We start from the raw sequence: 23,703 nt of genomic DNA, 5'->3' as shown, positions 1-23,703 counted from the left end.
TCATTTTTTAAATAAACTAATGCTATTTTCAATATATATACTGGAATAAGTGTGAGTATTGAATTCATCTCTGAGATATTCATAGGCGTTATTGCTAATCTTCTCGGCTAAAGCACTGTTAGACCAGAGCAGATTGATACTGTCATTAAATTTCTCTTTATTACCAATAGGTACAAACAAACACGTTTCATTGTCTATGCCGTAATCTTCAAGACCAGGTGTGTAATTTATTATTACTGGCTTCCTGGCAGCTGCAGCTTCGAGAAGTGTTGTTATTCCACTCGCATGAAAGTTGAATTTCAAGGGGATAATTACCATCTCGCAATTACGATACAAATAAACCATTTCATTATAATTTGCTCGCATCAACACAATATTATTACTTTTAAACTTCTTTAATTGGTGAGCAGGACTACCAGAACATACGATGAACTTTTTTTCAGGGTTCCCCCCGGCAACAATATCCAACAAGTCTAAGTCTCTATGCTCGTCGGTACCAACAGATAGAATATAGTTTCTATAGTTGAAATTATGCGGTTTGCTTCCAGTTGCTAGAGGACCATATGCAGAGAAATTTATACCGTATCGAGTATAAAGTAACTTATCATTCGGGACTCTATAGTGGGTGATGAACTCTTGCTCCTCAGATTTAGACAGATAAAAAATCTTATCTATTTTTCCTAACTTCTTTGAAATTCTCTTTTTTTTATTTGAATCGAATTTTTGCGTATGATCGATTAACCAAACAAAATTTGCTATATGCTTACAAAACAACCTGCCAATTAACGGGATTCCTTTTAATCTGGCTATGAAGAGAGCATCTCTGTCTAAATGAGTCCAGACAACATCATATTTCATTAATAAAATTGGTAATTTTAAAAGATAAAGATAAATTTTACCTATTTTATTTTCTTTGAAGAATATTCTCTCAACTCTTGAAAAGGAACAATATTCGACAGAAAAACCCTCTGTCGCTGCGTTTCCGTATCCATAGAGCATCGTGTCATTTCTCATCCCTAATGCATACTCTGACTCCCACTGTTTAGCTAAAATGGTATGTCTTAACCCTAAGAAAACCAGAGCTTTCATCCTTTCTCCTTATAAATGCTTAAAAATCGTGTTTTTCCAAACAAATAGACAAAAACCATCATAACAAGTATTTGGTAAGGTCTAAAAAACAACCCCCCAGTAAAGATTGAATTAATGAATAAAGTTGTAAAAAGAAAAGTAAATATCTGACTATTATTCTTTCCAAATGATTTCAACCACAAATGGCTAAACCATACAAATCCGATAATGAAAATGATAAAACCATAGGTATAAACCACCCCCAACAACCCAACATCCAGAGGGCTGAATTTAACATTAGAAAAACTCGCATCCCCTTGATTGCTAAGATACCCATTCCCCATGATAAAATTATTCAGAAAGTTATCACCCATCATTCTAAATATTTTCAGTCTGGTCAACGATGAACTATCTGACAAGTTAAAGTCGTTAAGTAGCGTTTGATAAAGATTTATAAGTTGATCATATGTAAAATATATTATAAGGAATGCCGCTGTGGTTATAAAAGCAAGCACTAATATCAACACATACCTCAGTCTATAAACTGCGGGCCTAATCATCGATAACCCCATCGCTATAATCATAGCGAGGATGAACATACGTCCCTGATAATAAAAAACTATATAGATAATTGAAAAACACATCGCACCTAAATTTATCAACTTCTTATTAGTTGTCTTTAGTCTTAGCCATCCACAACACAAAAGCATGAATGGGAAAAATATATCAAATCTAAATCTGTAACTTCCATCACTCCTCGTATCTACAAGTAGATTCCCACTTGTTAAGTAGTACTCTTCTGCATTCAGAGTGTATGTGAGATAAACCCAAAGCAAGGTTATGAATAGTGACAGATAGAATATCAGCGTTACTAAATAATCAAAAAATTCACTGTGTTCCGTTATCTGTTTAACACGGAAGATTATGGCGAACAAAAAAATAATTGCACATGTAATAAACGCCACTCTAAAGGTTAACAGACTGATTATAATGCCTTGACCATAGTTTATGTATGACATCAAAGAGCAAATAACATCCATAGAAACGATAATTATTGCAACAAATAAAATATCATACCCAACAGACCTATAACGTTCTTTATTAACACAAACTGTAAGAAATAAAAAAACGAATACAAGGCCAAGTGCACCTATCTCTAAGAAGTAATAGAGAGGAATATTTAATAACTCGAGTGACCTTGAACTGAAAACAAGCGAGACAACGAACAATACACAGATAAATCGTTCATTTAGACTTAACTTATTATGCATGTTTAATCACTTTTTGATATAAAGTCTCATACTGTGAGCAGATATTTTCTGAGGAAAACATTTCAACAACAGCTTCATCAAGCTTATAAGTCGCTGGTTTCATTATGCATTCAATTGAAAATTCATCCATAGCATGAATACTTTGAAAAAGTTCAGCAATTTCGCCCGTGCCGCCAGTGAGATTCGTGAAAGTTGGCACGCCTGCCAGACCGAGTTCCACAATGATCCTTCCAAATGGTTCATTCCATTTTGTCGGGAGAACAACAGCATCAACCTGATTGATAAACTCTTCCACACCCATAAAACCTATCAATTGAACATTTGACCGCTCGCAGTCATTCTTTAAATCTATACTCAAGGATTCGATAGCTCCCGCCGCTATAAACTCGACGTTATCGTTTGTTTCTTGGGTAGTTCTGGCCAGTTGACAAAATCGGTCCAACCCCTTTTCAACAGTTAATCTCCCTATGAATCCTACAACTAATTTTTTGCCTGCTTTTCTGTTCCTTTCCATTTTAGTAACAGTATTATAGATAAATTTGTGATTGCCTCTGTTTGCAAAACCAGCTGAACGATGAATTTTCGACATATATTCACTGATGCCGACAAAAGTGCTCACACGATGAGATATTCGGCTTTTGATCCACGATAAAATTTTAACTTCGAAACCGTAAGGATCAATGTTCTTTCCGTTTCGAAACAATGCTGCATTAAGATGCAACATATAGTAGTCACGCGTAGTATGAACTATCTTTACGTTTTTTTTGCTTAGTGTCATCCATGTCAAACACGAAAAGCAAAAAAGGTTATTGGTATGGGCAATATCAGGTTTAAAGTCTTCAATTTCATTCTTGATTTTTTTCTGCATTCTAATATTAAAAAAATCATTGGCATGAAAAATCAGCTTATCAACAATGCTTAACTTTTTATTTGCAAATGGCCAAAACACACTCTCATGGCCAACTGATACCGATTCTACGCCATTGATAATTTCTTTTATCCTGACACCTTGATCATTAACTGATAAGACCCTAACGGTATGGCCTCGCTTGACCAGAGATTCAGCTAAAAGCCTGACTGAAACCTCTGCTCCGCCTACCTTGTATGGATAATACAACGTATTTATCATCAGAATTCGCATCAATTTTAAACCTTAATTTTAATGAAAAACATGATTGAGATGATCAGGCGAAGAATGCTTCCGGCAATCAATGCATAAATTGCTCCCCACAATCCATACTCTGTGCCATAGAAAAAGATTATTATAAAAAGCAAAAATCCTAATGCTTGCCTTCCAATGATGAGTAATTGGTTACCAGAAATCAGTGCTTTTTGACTCAGTATCCATGCCAATCCATTTATTGAAAGATTAAGGATTATGAATGGCAGATACTCATGCGAGGACAGATATTTTTCTCCAAATGCCAATACAATAAGCATCTTGGAAAGTACAAAGGAGAGAGCAACACCGACAACCCCTCCAAGAATAGCGGTCAAAATCACTGCTTTGTCGTGATTTTTTTTATAAATATATCCAGAAAATAAATAATCTGCCAGGGTGTTGTAAAACTTTAAAGGCAAAGTATTAAATGCCGCAGCCGTTGAGTATAAACCCAATGGCGTAATACCGATATACTTCCCTATTAGATATTTATCCATATTATTAGTTATAACACCAAAAACCTGCATCAAATACTGCTTAACATAATATTTGTAAAACTCCCTTCTCTCGATCTTTCCGTTGATGGAGATGAGTTTCATTACTTGCGTTATGAATATAACACCCGTGATTGCACCTACTAAATTCGAACTTACCGCCAGAATGATTGCTTCACTGGCAGTGATTGACTCTTGCGTTATGTAGCAAAAGGCTGTAATTAAAAAGAAACTAAATGGCGTCACAAATACATAGATTTTATATAATCTAAGGCCATCTTGTAACTTCAACAGCTCAGATGATAGCTGTATAAAACATAATGAAACCACCTGAGCTGCAAATAGAATCGATCTATTTTCGTTGCTCTCGAAAAAAAGCCTCACAACAATGGCCAGCAACAAAATTGATGTCAGCAAACCCAGAAGTTTCTCATAACCTTTCTTTTGGTTGTTCCGAATGCAAAAAGCAATAGTATTCCCTGCACCAGATATGAAAAATGACGAGAATATGGTGGTTGTAACAATAAAAAGCTGAACTATTCCTCTATCATCTACATTCAAAAGTCGTGTCATCAAAACGGCCTGAAGAAATGATACTACCACACTGCCAAAACTAGCACTCAGAATTTTGAGAATACTTCTAATTTGCTCAATCATGGATTACTCAGCTAATAGCTCCGCATTACTTATTTTATTAGTCCACTGGTTGTAGTAACCGCTGTTTTTACCATATGCGTTATCGATAACACCATTTGGAACTTCTAACAGACAAGAAAAAATGTGGCCGTGCATTCGCGATGTGACGACTTTCTCGTGTGATGTAAAAAATAACGCATACCTATCTACCATTTTCTTCGTGTGATTAAACCAAATCCAATTAGATAGCCTCTTCAATGAGGTTATTTTGTATACACTCCCTGCCCCATCCAACTTGCGACACAACATTCTAATTCTAAAATCTTCGGATTTTAATATGTCTTCCCAATCAACCGTACTGGTTGTTTTGCTAACAAGTTTATCTTGCAGCTGATTAATCTCTTTATCTTTTCTTATTAAAAACAATGTGCCTTTGTTTTTTTCAGCTCTGGGGAGTTTCCCCCATAAACTATGAGCCATGTCAGGCATTAGGTAACTTTTATCGGTGAACTTTCTAAATACCTCAAGACTTCTTGTATCTCTCGAAAAGATCACCAAATTTTTATGCTGCCTGAATATTTCAGCAGATTTATTCTCTTCTTCTTCAGAACTGAAATACGCAGTTTGCGGTAAAATTACTACGGCATTATTTTTAAAGCATTTAGCCACATCTTCTCTGAACTTTTGGTATTCAGGATACAGATCGCCAAAGTTACCGCCACCATGCATCAATATTGTTGTATTTTTACTAACATAATTTTTAATATCTGCGATTGAATATCGTGCATGACTCCTTCTTGCTTTGACTTTTATTCCATTTTCTACAAAAAAATTCTCCGTCCCATGATAGATAAGTAAATCACCGACATTAAGGTGTAAAGGATAATCAAGGTATATAACGTCGCCTCTATCTTTGATATATGCCAGAATACTTTGTAATTGATCTTTCAGGCTTTGCTGGTTCATATTTAACCCTTAAATTATTTCTTATCCGAGTCGTAGCTATAACCATAGCTATAATAAGAATTAGTACTTTTCTTAACTGCGTTAAGAATGGCACCTTTGACTAAAATCCCGCTGTCCTCAAATCTTCTTTTACTGAACTCAATTTCTTTAGCAGTATTTGTTTCATACCTTGCAACTAACAAATTAGTGCCGACATATTGTCCAATTATTGCTGCATCCGTTACTGCTAAGATTGGAGGTGTATCAACTATGACCAGGTCATAGTTCTCTGAAGCCCATGCCAGCAACTCTTGTAAGCGATGGTGCATTAATAGTTCAGATGGATTTGGTGGTACAGCACCTCTTGATATAAAAGTCAGATTATCCGTTTTATTTTTTAGTATTTCATTGATTGATGATTTTCCGGAGAGATAATCAGACAATCCTTTATCATTATCTTTATTTAAAACGATATGAGATTTACCTTTCCTCATATCTGCATCTATCAGTAATACGCGCTTCTTTATTTCAGAGACAATTACTGCAAGATTACTACTGATAAATGATTTCCCACTTTCGGGACTGGCCCCTGAGATCATTACAACGTTGTTCTTAGCCTCCATCATTGCAAAATGAAGACTTGTTCTAAGACTTCGCAGCGCTTCTATAGCGAGATCCGCTGGGTTCTCAAGTGAAAGAATTTCATTTTTATTTTTTTCATTTCTTCTTCTTTTCAATAATTTCTGACTATTTTTGTCCTGCCATTCTGAGAATGGGATGTTTGCATAAACATTTATGCCGAGAACCTCTAAATCATCCGGCTTTTCAATTCCTTTCCTGATTAAGATTTTTATTAAAATATAAATCACGGTCAGGAAACCACCCAGAAGCGTTCCAATTAACACCACGAGTATTTTTTTCGGCTTGACGGGTTCAGGCTCAGTCACTGCTGGGTCGATAATTCTGACGTTTCCAATAGCGCTCGACTTTGAAATACTTAATTCCTGCTGTCTGTTTAATAGTTGCATGTACACAGCTCTTCCGGAATCAACATCTCTACTCAATCTAATAATTTCCTGTTGAGTTGATGGCATTCCATTTACGGCTTCGTTAAGTTTGTTTTTTTCCTGCGACAATGTCCTCTTTTTTTCTAACAATGCTTTATAAGTAGGATGGTCTTTTGTGTATAGTTGAGAAATTTCAGCTTCGCGAAATGTTAACTCATTGATCTGATTATCAACATTCACGATTTGGTTCAGTACGGTCTGTGCTTCCATTGATAAGTCAACAGAATCTTTTTGCCTTCTGTAATCATTAAGCCTATCTTCGGCCTTATCCAAATCATCCCGAACCTTGGGCAATTGAACCTTTAAAAATTCCAGGCTTTTCTCATCCTGAGCAGCTTGCCTCTCAACATTTTGTTCAAGATAGTTGTTACTGATGCTATCTAAAATGCTTTTTATTTTATTATTGTCCTCACCGGTTAATGTGAGAATTAACATCCCGGTGTCTTTACCCTCATCATCAACATTGTAAAACTTTTTAATATTATTTATTGCCTTGAGAAAACCAACAGTACTTACAGTAAAGCTAGTACCAGGGTCAGCGTCAATATTGTTAACCATAATGGTAACCGCTTTATTATTCAGAAGCTCACCAACACGCCCCTTATAATCCACACCATTTACAGTTATTTTATATTCATTTCTGTTTAAAACTTCTATGTCAGCATCAATATCCTTCCCTTCAACCTGCGAAAGATATAATCTTGTTATATCAAGTTTGCCTTTTTTCTGACCAGTCATTCTTGCCCAACCACTACCAAAAATTGGGAAGTAATCTTGCTGGACATTTATTTCCAGATTGAGGTCTTCAACCGTCTTTCCAAGAACCATTCTCGACTGGAGCAATGTAATCTCTGGAGCGGAGGGTTGAGTACCCGTGGGCAGAACCTGATTCAACGTATCCAGAATTTCGTTACCCTGTTTTTGTTCTACCTGTATCAATGCATCGGCCTGATATACGGGACTCGCGAATAATGCATACACAACTGAAATAACTGCAAAAATTGCTGTAACTGATATTATTAGTTTTTTTCTATCTAATATTTCACCTGCAATTTTACCAATATCTATTTCATCAGTAATAGCGTTGGTTATTCTACCTTCAGTCCGGTTAATCATAAAATTTCTCGATTCGTTAAATAAGTTTTTCAATCCAGCTTACGCATGATCTTTCAATAAGCCTGAAAACATGGTCAAAAGCGGCCTCGCTTTTACCATACGGGTCCGGTATCTCTTTTTTATCAAGCCAATGCCCCAGAAGCATGGTCTTACCTCTTAACTCTGGTGCCATTTCACTGATCAACTCTATATGCTTTTGTTCCATGACTAACAAAATGTCGTACTCTTTAGCAATTCTCGTAGTCAATTGACACCCAACGTGCCCGCTAATATCGAGACCATTTTTAAAAGATACTTCAATTGCCATCTTATCAGCAGCTTCGTTTACAACGGCCTTTAATCCCGCAGATGCAACTGTAAAATCAGTAAGCTTTTTTTTAAAAAAATATTCGGCCATTGGCGACCGACATATATTTCCGGTACAAATAACAAGAATTGAGTCAAACATCTTGATTACCACTCACGGATATAATGTGCGGCATCAACCATGTCATACACTCCACCAATGGTTGGTACCAGCTGAGAGATGACACGGTTCCAACGCACGATCGGAGCAGTAGTAACATAGACGATGTCATAGGGTTGCAACTTGAAAGCAGTGCTCATTACCATGGCTGCTGCGTCTTTTGCGTTCAGCTGGTAAATATTAGCCATCTTACCGTTTGCATCTTTGTTTCTCAGGGGACGGATCACGAAGATACCTGATGCATCCGCCATTTCCTGTGAGACCCCATCGGCATTACCCAGTGCTTCCGCAAGAGTCATCCCACTGCGGTCCATTTTCAGCGTAGATTGTTTGTTAACTTCACCCATCACAAACACCTTCAAGTCGTCGTTGCGAGGTACAAACAAAATATCACCGGGGGTCAACAGGTGGTTTTGGCGTAAATCCCCTTGCTGCATCAATGCCTGAAGAGAGATCAGGCTGTCTTTTCCGTTATGCGTCAACACTACATTGCGCCAGTCTGCGTCCGGGGCTAATCCGCCTGCCGCATTGATCGCATCCATCACCGTCAGTGGAATGTTGCTGATCGGCTGTTGGCCTGAATGTATCACCTCCCCTGTCACATACGCTTTTTGCGAGCGGAATGCAGCGATACTCACATCAACCTGCGGGCTTTCAATATAGGTTTTAAGTCGCTCAGTGATCTCGTTGCGAACTTCTTCGATAGTGCGTCCGGCGACTTTCACCTTGCCAATATAAGGATAAAAAATGGTGCCATCGGTATTCACCCAGTTACCGGTATCGCTGGCGCTGCGGTATTGGCCGGCAGGTGTCGTCAGTTCCGGGTGATCCCATACCGTCACCATCAATACGTCACCAATGCCGATGCGGTACTGGTAGTTTTTGATTTCATCTTCCAGCTGCGGGTTGGCGCTGGACATCACCTTTTGTGGTTGCAGCGAATCAATCAATTTTGGTGTTAACGGATAAACAGTAACGTACTTGCTAATGTCCGTATTCGAATCCATCTGCTCCACGACATCTTTATCACTGGTCGATAAATGTTGCCCTGGAACGATGGTGCACGCGGAAAGAAAAAAAGCAGACACCGCAATCGCGGATAGTCTAAAAGGCAATTTCATCATCATGAGTTGAACTATCATCCTATTAAATGCAAGAAAATAAGGCCTCTTTATCAATTTGCTAAAGAGGCATAGTAAAGGGAAACGTCATTCACTCACCCTTAGAAACCCATCCCTGCGTGGCTGCGTTGTTTTCCATAAAACAGATTTCTGAATGATGAAATATCTCGGTGCAACATATGTAAGTTACTGACCTTCAGTTTCTTTAAACCTGAATTTTTTTGGGCACTGATTGTTTTTGGGCTAAGCCCGCTGTTCCTTGAGATTTCGAGTATATTTTGCCCGTCTAATAAGTCCTTCAAAACATCGATTTCTCGTGGAGTCAGGTACATGGTTTTTCTTTCAGCGATGAGTCGATACAGCTTGTGATGTAAAGGCGTTAGCCCATCATCTAACTGGTAACTCATCACAAAGGTTGTCAGGCAATTACCGACAAAAAACTTCTCATTAGAATAAACACTTATGTCTTTATAAAGTCTGATGGTTTTCAGGTCAGAACTTAACGAAATAGTCATGTCCTGTAGTCCGATTTCGTGGACTTTTAATGCTTCCCGCAAACCCAGACTCAAATAGTAATCATCAGATATTATCCTCATATCTCTCTGACACCTTTGCGATGCCCTCCGCTGTCTGGTTAGAACTATCTGCCCGTGGTGCTGGTCGTGGTGGTGGTGGTCGTTCCGGTGCTACTGCGATCGTTAGTCTGCGTCGCTAAAGCAAGCGCGGCCAACGCGGAAACCGCAGAGACACCCACAACCACGCTGGTTCCGGCAGCATAACTGGTTGCGCTTTCACCTGCCGGCGCACCCACATTTTGTGCGGCGGCTGTTTGTTGCGTTGTCGTTTCTTCTGCTGCGTTTACACTCAAACTCAGCAAACCGGTTAATAACAAAGTACTCATTGCTGTGATTTTCATAATGTTACCTTTTTGGTTGTTAGCGATAATGAATGATGTTTTTTACCACTTTTATTACTCACTCATTCCTGACGTTTCAGGCACGCTACCGCCCTTAGCTTACTGGCGCCAATAGCCTGAAAAAAATAAATAATCAATGCAACAGGCGCAGCGACGCCTTTGCGACGCTGGCAAAAAATAATGGGCAGGACAATGCCGCCATTTTGCTGTGTAAAAGACGTATATTAAAAACTCAAAGTTATAATATGAATTTCTTATTTAAACTTTCGATTTGTTCAAGCCGTACGCTTTTAAAACACCCACCCTGTACCGCTTTAATATCCGTTTCGATGGCGTGGCATTGCTCTGTGCTTTCCACACCTTCGATGATAATAAACTTACAATATCGCATTATGTTCTTGATAATGACCGGCCAGATGCCTGACTTGCTGTAGATCTTAAAAAAATCATTATCAATCTTTACGGCGTCATAGAGATTTTCCTGCAATGCTCTCAGGCTGGATTCGCCTGAACCTAAATCTCCCAACCACAAGCGGTACTCTTCGGCTAATGCCTGCAAGACCCGGTTGCTTCTCCCATCGGAAAGATTTGGAAAACCTTCTGAAATCTCTAAACGTAAAAAGGGTTTTGATTTGGCTAACTCAGCAATCTCCTCATCCTGTATCAGGAGTGCGGCCATATCAAAATCAATAGTGATGGAGCATAAAATATTATTATTTTGAAAATATGCTGTTTTTAGGTCGATAAGCGTGAGTTGATCCTTCAACAGTTTTTTTTTCTGTGCCTTAGCGGGTTTCCCAACCTGCCTGAAAAACCACCCTGGTGCGGCGCTGTCTGTACGTATCTTTACCGCCAGAACATTCCCTGCTCTGTCTACTATCGGTTCCGCTTCAATACCACTGATAACTTTACCTGTTAAGACTTCGCTGAGATTCATGAGAATGTTTTCCATAACACACATCAGATGATTCTCATTCTATGATCACTAATACCAATCAATAAACACTTTACGATCGGTTTTATCTATGTTTTTACCTATCAAAAAATAACCTTTGATCGATCGATCCTTTCCTAAATCGAATGAATAGAATATTGTCCCGAATAATCAGGAAGAGGTAGGCGTTTGGTGGCAATATGCTCTAAACATCAGTCACATAAGCCAGGCGGGAACAAATTTTTGATAAAATACAGTTGGATATTAGCGGTTAGCTAACAATCACTTAATTCTTAAGACTCACTCCGCTAACCATGTTAATGAATTGTAGCAGAATTTACTGTTTGCGCTGCTTTAACCGACCTTAACTGATTGATTAGCATTTGAAAACTGACATATTAATTACGTTACTGAACTATTAAGTTTGTGTTTCCTGCATTATTAATGCTGATGAATGGCACTAATCCAGGCCCATCCTGGGCTGGAAGGCGAAAACCAACACTGACTAAATTAGCAACAACAACATCTTTAAAATTAATCATTAAGCACAACTTAACTTACGCATTTTTGCAAAATCTTACCCGGTCTGCTGGGCAGGTAAGTATCAACGGTTATTCTTCACCGAACGTCATCACATCAATTGGCAAAAAACAGGTGGATAACTGTGCTTCTTCGTTTGATTGTCCATTCAATATCATCTTTTCCTATAGAACAGTTGTCCGTCTCTCATTGCCGGTAAAGTCGTACTTTTTGTCGGGTATCAGGCTGTCGGGAGGGCGTTACGTGGTGGTAAAAAGGTGAAGGCCAGGTGATTAACCTGGCCTTTGAGATTATTTCAGGTGGGTTTTCAACTCTTCCGCCGCCTGACGCAGCGCTGTTTTCACGGCCGGCACGTTACTCAGTGGATTCAGCAGACCATAGTCGTGGATCAAACCGTTATAGCGCGTGACGGTCACATCCACCCCGGCCTCATCCAGTTTACGACCAAACGCTTCACCCTCATCACGCAGCACATCCAACTCAGCTGTCTGAATCAATGTCGGCGGCAGTCCCTGTAACTGCTCACGGGTGGCACGCAGCGGAGATGCCAGAATGTTGTTACGATCACTCTCTTTGGTGGTGTAGGCATCCCAGAACCACTTCATCATATTCCGTGTGAGAAAGTAGCCATTCTCGAACTGGTTATAAGAAGCGGTATCGAAGTGCGCATCTGTAACCGGCCATAACATCACGTCATAGCGAATCGCCGGGGTATGTTGCTGTTTTGCCTGCAACGCGACAGCGGCCACCATATTCCCCCCGACACTGTTACCCACCAGCGCCAGGCGTTTACCGTCAACGCCTATTTCCTGGCCATGTTCCGCAACCCAACGCGTGGCAGCATAGGCCTGATTGATCGCCACCGGGAAATGCGCTTCCGGTGATGGGGTGTAATTAACAAAAACTGCCGCTGCTCCTGATTCCACCACCAGGTCACGTACCAGGCGCTCATGGGTTGGGAAGTCACCTAACACCCAGCCACCGCCGTGGAAGAACATAAATACCGGCAGCGTACCTTTTGCCCCTTTCGGTTTGACGATATTTAACTTCAGCGATTGTCCGTTAATTTCGATGGTTTTTTCAGTCACGTCTGCGGCCGGCAGTACAGCTCCCTTCTGGGCGCCAATCAGCACCTGACGCGCATCATGGGGTGAGAGCTGTTCAATAGGTTTGCCGCCGCTGCTGTTGAGGGCATTCAGGAAAGCCTGCACATGACGTTCTGGTTGTGGCTCTCCCGCCATGCTTGATACAGATACAGCGCCTAATGCGATGGCTAATAATGATTGTTTAATTTTCATGGTGATCCCCTTCTATATCTCGCTATTAAATAGTGCACTACTTAAGTGAATAAATTTGTGCGCTCGTTGTTGGCTTCGGGTTCAATTTACATAGCGCGCTACTCAATAGCAAACAATTAAAGGCGCGCACTTCAACGGGATTTGTCTAATCATTTGAAAAATATGATTAAAATACGGCACAAATTGTTAAGTACGTGCCACAAAAGACCCTGATCAACAGGCTCTTGCCGGTATGACATCAGACGTTACAGTTCAGCAGCGAAAATCCCCTCATTAACGTTTGCGCCAGTCAGTCGACTCCCATTCGGCTTCAACCCTAGCAGCAACCTCTTTCGGTACGCTTTCCACCAGCTGTTGAACCATCGCATTGAAAAAGTCCGGAAATGGCAGAGCCGGTTCGATTTTCAGTTTCGGAGCGGTCGCCAGGATATCGATAATCCGATCGATCTTCTGCTGGTTACTCTCCGTCACTGGATAGGCCCAACTATCGCGTATTTCACTCGCGAGACGGGCGATTTCTGCATTGGATGAATAGACGCAGGCGTGAAAATAAGTCCGGGTAAACTCCTCCAGGTCCTGGATATAAGCCCGAAACACCGCAGGCGCAGACATCAGCTTATGGAGTAATTCTCGCTGTTCGCTACGTACCAACGATCTTTGCCGGTCAGGCCAGTCCAGATAGGGCTCGCCAATAATTTTTTTCGCATGGGGGACGAATTTCCTGATGATGTTATGCCTGACCGTGGTGGCAAGAGATTTTTTATGTCCCTGGTTGGCGCAGGATACGGCAATTTCATCTCTTTTTTTATGCCCCGTCGCAAAACCATTGAGTCCGTTCCAGGAAAACAACTCTCTTTCCGGCATGGTTTTCATTTTAATCAACGCATACTGTTTTGTTTTGGGGTTGTAGCCTATTGCATCTTTAAATACCTTGATTCGATATTCAGTATCTGACTCCAGCGTTATCCGATATTGATGCAATAATTTCTCAAACAACCCGACGTCCAGCGTCTCACTTTCCGCCACATGGAAGATTTTTTTCAAGCTCTGTGCAATAAAATTAGCATTCTGGCTTATGGCCGCGCTAATTTTATCCATATTCAACCGGTATTCATTATCTATCTGCTCCAGTTCCTTTCTCATCCACGGGAATTTATTCCATACCGTTGAGCCAGTACCAACATATCTGATCCCTCTTAACTCCTCAGGGACAGAAACCGTTGCCAGAAAGACTTCGGTGATATCATCCGCTTTAAAAATCTGATCGCCATAATCATCAAAGTAGGCCAGTTGCCTCGTTCTGAATGCGGCGTTTGCCACTTCGGACGAGGTCATTTCTGATTTGAACACACTGGCGAAATTCACCAACTTTTTTGCCATAGTGGCATAACTATCAATGTCATGCTGCGTGAGGGAATGATCGCTATCCGGAAGCCCGAATACATTGATAATATTGTTAATCCCTCTGCCTGCATCCTTAATTTTGCGTAAAAACTCTTTACAGGATGCCTGGTCTGGGGACAATTCAGGGCTGTGAGGTCAGCACACCACGGGCAATCTCTTCTACCATTTGGCTCAGCTCGAGAAAACCATGCAATGTGATATCACTTTCCGGCAGTGAATCGGCATGTTTGAGCATTGCCAGATGTGCCGGTAGTTTATTCACCTGATTGGCCAGGCAGATAATATCTACCTTCACAGTGACACTAATTTCTTACGTAGATTATATAATTCCAGTATGGCACGGCTACGTACCGTATCGTAAATTCGGCTTAACGCATAACGACCACGAAATATCGGACTTTCGTTAGTACTGGGATCATTTTCGATACCTCGCCCCATGCGATAAGGGATATTAGCGAATATTTGTGGTTCAAAGGGGATAAACGCGCCACTGGCACAGAGCATTCAGTATAATGTTTCCCCCTCTCTCGTCTTTATTTTGATTACCAGGCGATTATCATTGAAGGTTGATATGAGCATCTCTTCCACCGAGATTCCTTGCTCCCGGTTTTTTGATTGAGCAACATAAACAGCGCAATCTGCCTGATGGCCTGTAATGGAATGGCACTGCGTTTATGCTCTGCCACCACCGGAGCGGCCAGTGCAGCGCAATGCTCTCCACTTGCATGGTTTGATTCACTGCAGCGGCGTTGTTTTCCCTTGAGATGGTTGCACGCGTTTCCATCTCCATCAGTGCTTCCTGATGGCGATAAAGTGCCGCTGTCAGCGCCTGCACCATTGTCGGATTATTGCTCAACATCTTAATCGCCGCTTCATCATGCTTTTCCCCGGTAATGTCCCGAACAGTATTGAGAATCTGCGCGGCATTACCCGCCGCATTTTCATGACCAAGCCATTGCAACACCGCAGGGACAACATTGGCTAACGACATGCCCAGGCTCACTGCGTCCATTTGTAACCAACGTACCGGATGCCCACCGTTAAACGCGATATCGAAAATCTGTAAGGCGATGAATGATGGCAAATCATCACAAAGATAACAGTCCCACCACAAACGACGGGCGATGTTTCGCGCCGTTTCCAACGGTAGATGACGCATATCACCGGCGTAACCGCTCTCCCGTGCAACCCGTTCGGTAATACCATAACAGGTCGCGCCACCGGGATCGTTCGGGTGATTAACGTATCCTCCCTCATGGCCCATTAACATCTCAAATGCTTCATTAAATCGATGATTCATCATTCATTCTCCCAAAAGATAATGGCGACCTCGTCGCCTGCGGGAGTGAATATGTGTGTAGGGGCGTTTTTTTATTAGCGGCCTGATTGAGCGTTAATGTCGCAACATGGGATAAGTAAAGAACAGCAGATGAAGCATATTGAGCGCCACATGGAATAAAACGGCAACCCATAACCTGCCACTCCACATCCATGCCAGACCGTAGATTAGCCCAGCCAGGCTGGCAAACACGACCAGCAGGATCCCCCCCGCGATATGCATCAAACCAAACAACAGCGCAGCGAGCGCCAGGGCAAGGAAAGGCGATATCCATCCCGCCAGTCGCTGTTGCAGATACCCCCGGAACAGCGCCTCCTCCGCCAGAGAGACAAAGAACACATTGGCAAAGGCAAACTGAATAAGCCACTGTGGCAGGTGTCTCTCCGGTTTTAATCCACCAAAATAAACCGCCAGCCATAACAGCGCAGGGACCGCCAGTGCCAGGCCCAGCCACTGCCAGCGCAGCGCCTGGCGAGGAGGCTGCGAGACAAATAACGACCGCATCACTACCAACAGTACGAAGGGAGTCAACGCCTTATCGAAGTTGTAATACATCGTGAAGGGCACACTTTGCGGTCCGGCAATGACCTGATCGAGGACTTTGATATTATGAAAGCCGGGAATCTGATGGGTCATCAGGGCGATCGCGGCGATGAGCATAAGTACCTCTGCGCCATATCGCACCAGTTTGTTCTCACCAAAACGGAATGACGTCAGAGCCACCAACAACAATCCAGCGAGAAAAAGCCATGCTTGCCAGTCCAGAACGTGGGTGTATGTCGCGAGAATCACCGTGATAAGCAAAATACCTAAAGCGAACTTTTTATGCGTTTCCAAAAACAGAAGCGCTATTGCCAGCAGTATCCACATCGGCTGTCCTTAGTCTGATTAAGAGTGGTATGCATAAAATTAATGCGGAGAAAAAGAGGAATCACTTCTCCACTTCCGAGACGGGAATCTCACGGCAGACAAAAAGTATATAGGGATATTACCCTTTTGAGGTACTTTCGCATTGACAACTGGTGTGACATCTTACCAGCACCCTGTAAATTGTCGTGAAAGGTGATGAAGATGAACGCCAGAACCTATTACATCCTTATATCTACAGACAGTGATGATGATCACAAGTTAACCAGAAATATCTGCCCGTCCCCTACCGGGCAAAAACATGGGATACCGCTGTCTCTTCCTGAACAAAAAACGCTATCCCTGGCAAATACGGCGAGGAATTTCCACGATTCCACCCGGTTGCTTTTCACTTTTGGTCAGCACCGAGAAGCCTGGGCTTTCAGTTCATAACCGGGACAATAAGTATGCATAAATCAACTTTCTATTATCTGGATAATCAGATCCTGCACAGCAAAGAATGTCCTTATGTTCATAAAGGCATCAGCCTATTCCTCGGTTCTGCGTACAGCAACGTTCAGGCGATGTCGATTGCAAAGCAACGTAGCAAAAATGTACGTTACTGCAAAGAGTGCTGTACCCGAGACTGGCTCCGAAGCCTGGATGTTGAAGCAAAGTAACCCGTAAATCGCAGCCTGGCGTTACCCTGTCCCACGGAGTGACGGATAAGGAACGCCAGTTTTCTTGCCGAAATGGACTATTTAAACCTGCCCCAGGTTATTTCATTGCCATGATTAAACCCTGAAATATTTATTTGAATTCTCCTGGTTGACCTGAGAAATTTCCAATACAACCGGTAAGCAAACTTATTTTTAACAGAAAAATAGTCAATATAATTATCGAATAAACATCGTTAATGTAAACCCTCATATTAATAACTACAAACTTATCAGCAGAAAAACAGCCCCCATTGCCTTACATTGAATTCACACAAATTTCGCCCTGGAAAATAAGGAAAAAACCATGAGTCTCGACACCACTGAAAAAGTGACGGCGGTGAGCCTGAATCGTTGGCGTAAAACGGACACCGTCTGGATGTTAAGTTTATACGGCACTGCGATTGGTGCTGGCGTGCTATTTTTACCAATCAATGCCGGTCTTGGCGGCCTGATACCCTTGATCCTGATGGCATTGTTCGCCTTCCCAATGACTTTTTACGCGCATCGTGGCATGACGCGCTTTGTTCTCTCTGGTAGCAAACCCGGCGCAAATATCACGGAAGTGGTGCAGGAACATTTTGGTCCTCGCGCAGGCAAAATTATCGCGCTGCTCTACTTTTTCGCCATTTATCCCATTTTGTTGATGTATAGCGTCGCCATCACTAACACCGTTGAAAGCCTGCTGGTTAATCAACTGGGGGTGACTGCGCCTCCCCGCGCATTGTTGGCGTTGTTGTTAATCCTCGGCATGATGACCATCGTCCAGTTTGGCCAGAATATTATGGTTAAGGCGATGAGCATCCTGGTCTATCCGTTCGTGTTGTCTCTGCTGCTGATGGCAATGTATTTGATCCCTCAATGGAATGGCGCCGCACTGGAAACCTTGTCATTCGCATCTTCTGGCAGCGTCGTGACTTACCTCTGGCTGGCCATTCCGGTAATGGTGTTCTCATTTAACCATTCCCCCATCATTTCCTCATTTGCCGTGGCAAAGCGCGCAGAATATGGCGAAGAAGCCGAGCAAAAATGTTCCCGTATCCTGGCTTACGCGCACATCATGATGGTTGTCACGGTGATGTTTTTTGTTTTCAGCTGTGTGTTGAGCCTGCAACCAGAAAATCTGGCCGAAGCGAAAGCGCAAAACATCTCAATCCTTTCCTATCTGGCTAACCACTTCTCTCTGCCATTTGTCGTCTGGATGGGGCCGATCATTGCCATCGTCGCGATTACTAAATCCTTCTTTGGTCATTACCTTGGTGCCGCTGAGGGCTTCAACGCGCTGCTTAACATCAACAGCCAAAAATTCGGCTGGGTGACATCGCTGTTTATGCTGATCACCACCTGGGCCGTCGCCACACTGAATCCGAGCATCCTTGGCATGATTGAAACCCTGGGTGGCCCGGTCATCGCCATGCTGCTGTTTTTACTGCCGATGTATGCGATCCGTAAAATCCCGGCGATGCACAAATATCGCGGCGCGTTAAGCAATGTTTTTGTCACGGTTATTGGTCTGGTGGCACTGACAGGTATCTGTTTTTCCCTGTTCGCCTGATCGGCCATGCAGTGAGTAAGGTAATCGCATGATCTCGATTCTTGATATGTTTAAAATAGGCATTGGCCCTTCCAGCTCCCACACCATTGGGCCGATGGCAGCGGCAAAACGCTTTGTGACACAGTTGCAACAGGATGGGCAACTTACCGCAGTGACCCATATTGATGTACATCTTTATGGTTCACTGGCACTGACGGGAAAAGGCCATCAAACTGATAACGCTGTTATTTTGGGGCTGGCGGGTTTCTCCCCGGATAATGTTGATATTGATGCTATCCCGGTATTTCTGACGCAACTGATGAAGACTGGAAAATTACCGCTGGCTGAAACAGCGCACTCGATTTCATTTACCGCACAGGACAATATCCAATTCCACTCTGAAGCGTTGCCGCTACATGAAAATGGCTTACGGCTTCAGGCCCGACAAGATACCTGCGTGGTGGCGGAGAAAACGTATTTCTCCATCGGCGGTGGATTTGTGCTGGACGAGTCGGAGATGCGGCAAACGCAGACTGATGCGCCCTATGTCCCGTTCCCTTACACCAGCGCAGCCGATTTACTGGACATCTGCCACAGCCACCATCTCACCATTGCTGAAGTCATGATGCAGAACGAACTGGCCCTGCATCATGCCAGTGCCCTGACGTCGCATTTACGTAACGTCTGGTCCGTGGCACAACAAGGTATCGAGCGCGGTCTGGCTCAGGATGGCGTTTTGCCGGGACGCTTCCGCGTACCACGGCGCGCGCCGGCGCTACATCGTTTGTTGCAGGGTAGCGAGAGTCAAAAGAACGATCCTTTGCTGACGTTAGACTGGCTTAACTTGTTTGCACTCGCGATCAGTGAAGAAAATGCTTCTGGCGGTCGGGTGGTGACAGCCCCCACCAATGGTGCCTGTGGCATCATCCCGGCGGTACTGGCCTGGTATGATAAATTCGTCAGCCCGGTCGATGACAACATTTTAAGCAACTGGTATCTCACCGCCAGCGCTATCGGTTCACTGTATAAAATGAATGCCTCAATTTCTGGCGCTGAAGTGGGTTGTCAGGGAGAAGTGGGAGTAGCGTGTTCGATGGCCGCCGCCGCACTGGCAGCGGTATGGGGTGGCAGTGCGCAGCAAGTTTGCATTGCAGCAGAGATTGCGATGGAACATAACCTCGGATTGACCTGTGATCCTCTGGCGGGCCAGGTTCAGGTTCCCTGCATTGAGCGCAATGCTATTGCCGCCGTTAAAGCAGTCAATGCCGCCAGGATGGCATTGCGCCGCAGTTCTGCACCGAGTGTCAGTCTGGATAAGGTGATCGCGGCAATGTATCAGACAGGCAAAGATATGCATGCGAACTACCGCGAAACGTCACAAGGTGGGCTGGCCGTCGCGGTAGAGGTTAAGGACGTTGAAAAGGTGACGCTGGACCGTTAGTGGTAATATTTTCATCTAACATTCTCTATCGGCGCGATAAATCGCGCCGCTACCAAGACTAACAATCGGTGCGATGAGTCTTAACGACTTGCAAATGATTGTTATTATCATTAGGTTATTCCCCCACATATTCGCCGCTTTTAACGATCGGGTCACCGATCATCAACGAATGTCATCAAAGGGATGGGGGATGAACATCAAATGAATCAGAGCTTATACAGGAAAGGAATTCAGGGAATCTCAGCGTTAACTTTTGTGTTTGTCTGTGCCGGAAATTGCTATGCCAGACCGGATATGACACCGTTAGGCCCTAACATTGCTGACAAAGGATCCACCTTTTACCACTTCTCCACCCGGACATTTGATTCCGCTGACGGTAAACGCCATTACAAAGTATGGACAGGCGTGCCGGACAAGCACCCTCCCAAAGCAGGTTTTCCCGTTCTCTATATGCTCGATGGCAATGCCGTGATGGACAGGCTATCTGATTCTTTCCTGAAAAAATTATCAGAAGGGTCACCTCCGGTTTTGGTCGTTATTGGCTATCAGACGACGCTGCCTTTTGATCTACAAGCCCGAACGTATGATTATACACCAACACATTTTATCAGCAGGTGGGACAGGCATGGACGATCAGTCGGGGGCAGCACCGCTTTTCGTCATCTCGTCGAAGAGACGATTGCCCCTACCAGTGAAAAAAATCTGAAAATTAATCCTGCGCAGCGCGGGCTGTGGGGGCACTCGTATGGCGGGTTATTTGTGCTGGATTCCTGGTTATCTTCGAATTTCTTCCGTTCATATTACACGGCCAGCCCCTCGCTGGATCGTGATAACAACGAGATGCTCGCGCAAATCACCGCTACATCCGGGGAGGCGTTCAGTCATAAGAGGCTGGATATAATGGAAGGCGACGGCGATGAGAAAAGACCGCAGGCCAGTGCCGCGCCAGACAGGCTGCGGGCCTTGCGTCAGGCAGTAGAGACGCTGCGCAGCAATGGCGTTGCCGCAACCTATTCGCTGTTCCCAGGACTGACACATGGCGCGATGTTCACGGCGTCATTCCAGGCAACACTTTTGCAGATGTCTGAAGAGAAGTAAGTCTGAGCTGGTGGCGCGAACCTCTCCCGGTTCGCGCGATAACAATGGTAGAGATAACCGCCCTTCAACCGGTAGCCCATCGTAATCAAGTCGCTTTTTATTGCCGTCCATGATCTGGATAACCTGTGGCGTCTGATAACAATCACTGAGTGGCGAACTGCAACGTCGGTTATCGTGATGTGTGACGCCCAACCAGTCACTAAGCAGCCAATAGTTATTACTGGTTGAATATTTGTCTGGAAACACCCTTCCACGGGTATTAGAGGCCGCCACTGTGTGGCTGTACCAGATAAACATCGGGATATCAAAAGCTTGTTTGGTCGGATTGCTGATATCATGATGGTAATAATTCGCGTATTTTTGCGGATCGCGTACCAGCCCGTGATCAGAGAAATAGATTAATGAAGACCGCGTACCGGCAAGTAATGAAAACAGACGCCCCAGTTGCTTATCCGTATAAGCAATCGAGTTCAGATAACAATTGTCGTTAACATCGCCTGTGAAGGGAATGGTTTCACTACGCGGAAAGCGCTCACAGGCAGGTTCATGGCTGCCGTAAAAATGCAGCACGATCAGTTTTTTCCCCGGCTCAGGAATCACCTGCGCCAGTTCATCCACCAGGCTACTATCAAACCCTATCGTTTCGTTCCATTTATGATGCCTGGCGCGTTTTGCCATCGCTGTGATTAAGCTATTACTCTGCCCTACACTAGCCTGATTGCTGAACCAATAGGTATCGAGTTTTAAATCGTTGGCCAATGAGATCACATTGTCAGCCCAGGCAGTCAAAGGTACGTCATCGGCATGATGCACTTTTGCCAGAGAGGCCGGTACGGAAAGAATGGTTAGCGGCGCAGGGGCAATGGCCTGATTAAACAGCAGCATACTGCCATGCTGCGCATCAATAAATGGCGTGGTGGGGTAGTCGGAACCATAGATCCCATGATCTTTCCTGCGCGCAGACTCGCCAATCACAATCACATAATTATCGATACCTTTATCTTGCCAACTGTAGTCATAAGTGTTTTTCGCCTGCATGACGATGTCGGTCAGCTTCGCATCGTTGTAGGCACGTACGATGGGGGAAAAATTATATAACGGCGAATTGACCAATAATCGTTCTGAGATCAGGAAATCCTCGGATCGGGTCTTACCGGAAACTGTATACAAAAAAATCGAGATGCCTGTGTAGAGCAATAATATGATGCCAGACAGTACAAGTTTTCTCTCAGTAACACGCCGGGACAAATAATAAGAGAGCGACACATAAAGCAAGAAAATTATGGCAAACCAGAAAACGTAGCGATAGTTATAGTACAGCATATCAATACTTTCTTTCTGGCTGGTATTAATGAACGTTGTGGCCATCACCGTCGAAAAAGCGGTGTCGAACTCGAAATGGAAATATAATGATGTCACTACCGAAAGTGATAAAACAAAACATAACGCCAGCGAAAGTAAAACTGTTGATTTCCGCTTGAAAAACCAGGCAGAAATCAGGAAAAGAAGTACAGTCGTCAAATAAACTTTTATCACTGTCCCTGACTTCTGATTAAGTACAAACAGTGCCGGACATAAGGCCAGCAACCCGACCCAAAAAACCTGTATTTTTTTCACTCTATCTACCTGTAGAAAAATACCTCCCCTGCCTGTGCGGCATACTCCCGTTTGAAAGCTGGATGATGGGTGGTTTACAGTGGCCTTTAGTATGTTGTAACTATGTAAGGCAAACCATAATGATGGTTAAATCAAATAGAATCCCCACGATGCAATAACCGCCCAAAAGATCAGACAACCGAAGAACACCAGCCGCCAGGGATTGCTACAGAATTTAGCTGTACGCTGTTGTAAAGACATCAACACGTATCCTTTTTAAATTTTTGCATTATTGGGAGAGATAAATTAACCATTCTACTTATTTTTTATTATCCTTCTTCAGGAATACAGGACATCTACTTCAGAATTCTCTTTTTTATATTAACTGAATCCTGGTTCATTACGCTGACATCTCGCTGATATCACGAAAAAATCAGCACTATCCGAACGCCCACTCCCCTTCCCTGATTAATGATTTCATAATAGTCTTCACAAGAACCCCAGATATTATCACCTCTGGATTCCTGGTGGGGGGGGTAAAACATCCGCATTATCAGCTTTAAATATCCGAGTACCTTGCGACAACAATTCTATTTTATTAAAACATTCAGGCAGCAGCACAATAAATAAACCAGCCAGACAATTCCCTGCGTATCCGCGCCGGTCATAAGATAAAAGGGTCAACATGGAACAAC

Annotated in this window: 20 protein-coding genes; 3 read left to right on the top strand and 17 right to left on the bottom strand. The window is 43.3% G+C overall.

Translation table 11 applies throughout. The features are described 5' to 3' along the window. The 16 genes from AC6I8N_RS26105 to AC6I8N_RS26030 form a co-directional block, all read right to left on the bottom strand. Complete coding sequence (locus AC6I8N_RS26105) at positions 1–1,089, bottom strand: glycosyltransferase family 4 protein (protein ID WP_497831718.1); 1,089 nt, start codon at positions 1,087–1,089, stop codon at positions 1–3. Next, complete coding sequence (locus AC6I8N_RS26100) at positions 1,086–2,339, bottom strand: O-antigen ligase (protein ID WP_497831717.1); 1,254 nt, start codon at positions 2,337–2,339, stop codon at positions 1,086–1,088. Before AC6I8N_RS26100 ends, AC6I8N_RS26105 begins: the two co-directional genes overlap by 4 nt. After that, entirely contained in the window at positions 2,332–3,480 is a 1,149-nt protein-coding gene (locus AC6I8N_RS26095; protein WP_497831716.1) for a glycosyltransferase, read from the bottom strand. Before AC6I8N_RS26095 ends, AC6I8N_RS26100 begins: the two co-directional genes overlap by 8 nt. A gap of 5 nt (positions 3,481–3,485) precedes the next feature. Continuing rightward, the gene (locus AC6I8N_RS26090; protein ID WP_497831715.1) at positions 3,486–4,652 is read right to left on the bottom strand and encodes a lipopolysaccharide biosynthesis protein; all 1,167 of its coding nucleotides are present in this window, start codon (positions 4,650–4,652) and stop codon (positions 3,486–3,488) included. A gap of 3 nt (positions 4,653–4,655) precedes the next feature. Further along, on the bottom strand, positions 4,656–5,597 hold the full coding sequence (locus tag AC6I8N_RS26085; RefSeq protein WP_497831714.1) for a polysaccharide pyruvyl transferase family protein: 942 nt from the start codon (positions 5,595–5,597) through the stop codon (positions 4,656–4,658). A 14-nt stretch (positions 5,598–5,611) separates the two neighbouring features. Next, positions 5,612–7,759, bottom strand: coding sequence for a polysaccharide biosynthesis tyrosine autokinase (locus tag AC6I8N_RS26080; RefSeq protein WP_497831713.1), 2,148 nt, complete (start codon positions 7,757–7,759; stop codon positions 5,612–5,614). A 16-nt stretch (positions 7,760–7,775) separates the two neighbouring features. Further along, complete coding sequence (locus AC6I8N_RS26075; RefSeq protein ID WP_497831712.1) at positions 7,776–8,207, bottom strand: low molecular weight protein-tyrosine-phosphatase; 432 nt, start codon at positions 8,205–8,207, stop codon at positions 7,776–7,778. Positions 8,208–8,212: 5 nt separating this feature from the next. Continuing rightward, on the bottom strand, positions 8,213–9,349 hold the full coding sequence (locus AC6I8N_RS26070) for a polysaccharide export protein (protein WP_497831754.1): 1,137 nt from the start codon (positions 9,347–9,349) through the stop codon (positions 8,213–8,215). Positions 9,350–9,447: 98 nt separating this feature from the next. Further along, complete coding sequence (locus AC6I8N_RS26065; RefSeq protein ID WP_497831711.1) at positions 9,448–9,915, bottom strand: helix-turn-helix domain-containing protein; 468 nt, start codon at positions 9,913–9,915, stop codon at positions 9,448–9,450. Positions 9,916–9,986: 71 nt separating this feature from the next. Next, positions 9,987–10,262, bottom strand: coding sequence for an exopolysaccharide production protein YjbE (gene yjbE / locus AC6I8N_RS26060; protein WP_497831710.1), 276 nt, complete (start codon positions 10,260–10,262; stop codon positions 9,987–9,989). 238 nt (positions 10,263–10,500) lie between these two features. Further along, positions 10,501–11,214 (bottom strand): EAL domain-containing protein, encoded by a 714-nt coding sequence (locus AC6I8N_RS26055; RefSeq protein WP_200864676.1) that lies wholly within the window; start codon positions 11,212–11,214, stop codon positions 10,501–10,503. An 812-nt stretch (positions 11,215–12,026) separates the two neighbouring features. Then, the gene (locus AC6I8N_RS26050; protein ID WP_497831709.1) at positions 12,027–13,034 is read right to left on the bottom strand and encodes an alpha/beta hydrolase; all 1,008 of its coding nucleotides are present in this window, start codon (positions 13,032–13,034) and stop codon (positions 12,027–12,029) included. Between the two features lie 273 nt (positions 13,035–13,307). Then, positions 13,308–14,414 (bottom strand): hypothetical protein, encoded by a 1,107-nt coding sequence (locus tag AC6I8N_RS26045; RefSeq protein WP_497831708.1) that lies wholly within the window; start codon positions 14,412–14,414, stop codon positions 13,308–13,310. A 145-nt stretch (positions 14,415–14,559) separates the two neighbouring features. Then, the gene (locus AC6I8N_RS26040; RefSeq protein WP_497831707.1) at positions 14,560–14,733 is read right to left on the bottom strand and encodes a hypothetical protein; all 174 of its coding nucleotides are present in this window, start codon (positions 14,731–14,733) and stop codon (positions 14,560–14,562) included. A 261-nt stretch (positions 14,734–14,994) separates the two neighbouring features. Next, positions 14,995–15,702: a glycosyl hydrolase 108 family protein gene (locus AC6I8N_RS26035; RefSeq protein WP_497831753.1), complete on the bottom strand. Its 708-nt coding sequence runs from the start codon at positions 15,700–15,702 to the stop codon at positions 14,995–14,997. Positions 15,703–15,831: 129 nt separating this feature from the next. Beyond that, positions 15,832–16,647: a CPBP family intramembrane glutamic endopeptidase gene (locus AC6I8N_RS26030; protein ID WP_497831706.1), complete on the bottom strand. Its 816-nt coding sequence runs from the start codon at positions 16,645–16,647 to the stop codon at positions 15,832–15,834. Between the two features lie 999 nt (positions 16,648–17,646). Here AC6I8N_RS26030 and AC6I8N_RS26025 point away from each other — a divergent pair. The 3 genes from AC6I8N_RS26025 (at position 17,647) to AC6I8N_RS26015 (ending at position 21,412) form a co-directional block, all read left to right on the top strand. Then, entirely contained in the window at positions 17,647–18,894 is a 1,248-nt protein-coding gene (locus AC6I8N_RS26025; protein ID WP_497831705.1) for a serine/threonine transporter, read from the top strand. Positions 18,895–18,922: 28 nt separating this feature from the next. Next, positions 18,923–20,314 (top strand): L-serine ammonia-lyase, encoded by a 1,392-nt coding sequence (locus AC6I8N_RS26020; RefSeq protein ID WP_497831704.1) that lies wholly within the window; start codon positions 18,923–18,925, stop codon positions 20,312–20,314. Positions 20,315–20,515: 201 nt separating this feature from the next. Then, on the top strand, positions 20,516–21,412 hold the full coding sequence (locus AC6I8N_RS26015) for an alpha/beta hydrolase (protein WP_497831703.1): 897 nt from the start codon (positions 20,516–20,518) through the stop codon (positions 21,410–21,412). Here the strand turns inward: AC6I8N_RS26015 and AC6I8N_RS26010 are convergent. Beyond that, positions 21,371–23,029: a phosphoethanolamine transferase gene (locus AC6I8N_RS26010; RefSeq protein ID WP_497831702.1), complete on the bottom strand. Its 1,659-nt coding sequence runs from the start codon at positions 23,027–23,029 to the stop codon at positions 21,371–21,373. The two genes, AC6I8N_RS26015 and AC6I8N_RS26010, sit on opposite strands and share 42 nt — an antisense overlap. Positions 23,030–23,703: the final 674 nt, after the last annotated feature.

The sequence above is a fragment of the Pantoea sp. X-Soil-TKNS-1279 genome, assembly GCF_059730565.1.
Note: the sequence above shows the minus strand (reverse complement) of the source record. Positions and strands in the feature narration are given on the sequence as shown.

Coding starts and splice junctions, on each gene's coding strand:
- AC6I8N_RS26105 (WP_497831718.1), bottom strand. CDS start 1,089: ATGAAAGCTCTGGTTTTCTTAGGGTTAAGACATACCATTTTAGCTAAA.
- AC6I8N_RS26100 (WP_497831717.1), bottom strand. CDS start 2,339: ATGCATAATAAGTTAAGTCTAAATGAACGATTTATCTGTGTATTGTTC.
- AC6I8N_RS26095 (WP_497831716.1), bottom strand. CDS start 3,480: ATGCGAATTCTGATGATAAATACGTTGTATTATCCATACAAGGTAGGC.
- AC6I8N_RS26090 (WP_497831715.1), bottom strand. CDS start 4,652: ATGATTGAGCAAATTAGAAGTATTCTCAAAATTCTGAGTGCTAGTTTT.
- AC6I8N_RS26085 (WP_497831714.1), bottom strand. CDS start 5,597: ATGAACCAGCAAAGCCTGAAAGATCAATTACAAAGTATTCTGGCATAT.
- AC6I8N_RS26080 (WP_497831713.1), bottom strand. CDS start 7,759: ATGATTAACCGGACTGAAGGTAGAATAACCAACGCTATTACTGATGAA.
- AC6I8N_RS26075 (WP_497831712.1), bottom strand. CDS start 8,207: ATGTTTGACTCAATTCTTGTTATTTGTACCGGAAATATATGTCGGTCG.
- AC6I8N_RS26070 (WP_497831754.1), bottom strand. CDS start 9,349: ATGATGAAATTGCCTTTTAGACTATCCGCGATTGCGGTGTCTGCTTTT.
- yjbE (WP_497831710.1), bottom strand. CDS start 10,262: ATGAAAATCACAGCAATGAGTACTTTGTTATTAACCGGTTTGCTGAGT.
- AC6I8N_RS26055 (WP_200864676.1), bottom strand. CDS start 11,214: ATGGAAAACATTCTCATGAATCTCAGCGAAGTCTTAACAGGTAAAGTT.
- AC6I8N_RS26050 (WP_497831709.1), bottom strand. CDS start 13,034: ATGAAAATTAAACAATCATTATTAGCCATCGCATTAGGCGCTGTATCT.
- AC6I8N_RS26045 (WP_497831708.1), bottom strand. CDS start 14,414: ATGGCAAAAAAGTTGGTGAATTTCGCCAGTGTGTTCAAATCAGAAATG.
- AC6I8N_RS26035 (WP_497831753.1), bottom strand. CDS start 15,702: ATGGGCCATGAGGGAGGATACGTTAATCACCCGAACGATCCCGGTGGC.
- AC6I8N_RS26030 (WP_497831706.1), bottom strand. CDS start 16,647: ATGTGGATACTGCTGGCAATAGCGCTTCTGTTTTTGGAAACGCATAAA.
- AC6I8N_RS26025 (WP_497831705.1), top strand. CDS start 17,647: ATGAGTCTCGACACCACTGAAAAAGTGACGGCGGTGAGCCTGAATCGT.
- AC6I8N_RS26020 (WP_497831704.1), top strand. CDS start 18,923: ATGATCTCGATTCTTGATATGTTTAAAATAGGCATTGGCCCTTCCAGC.
- AC6I8N_RS26015 (WP_497831703.1), top strand. CDS start 20,516: ATGAATCAGAGCTTATACAGGAAAGGAATTCAGGGAATCTCAGCGTTA.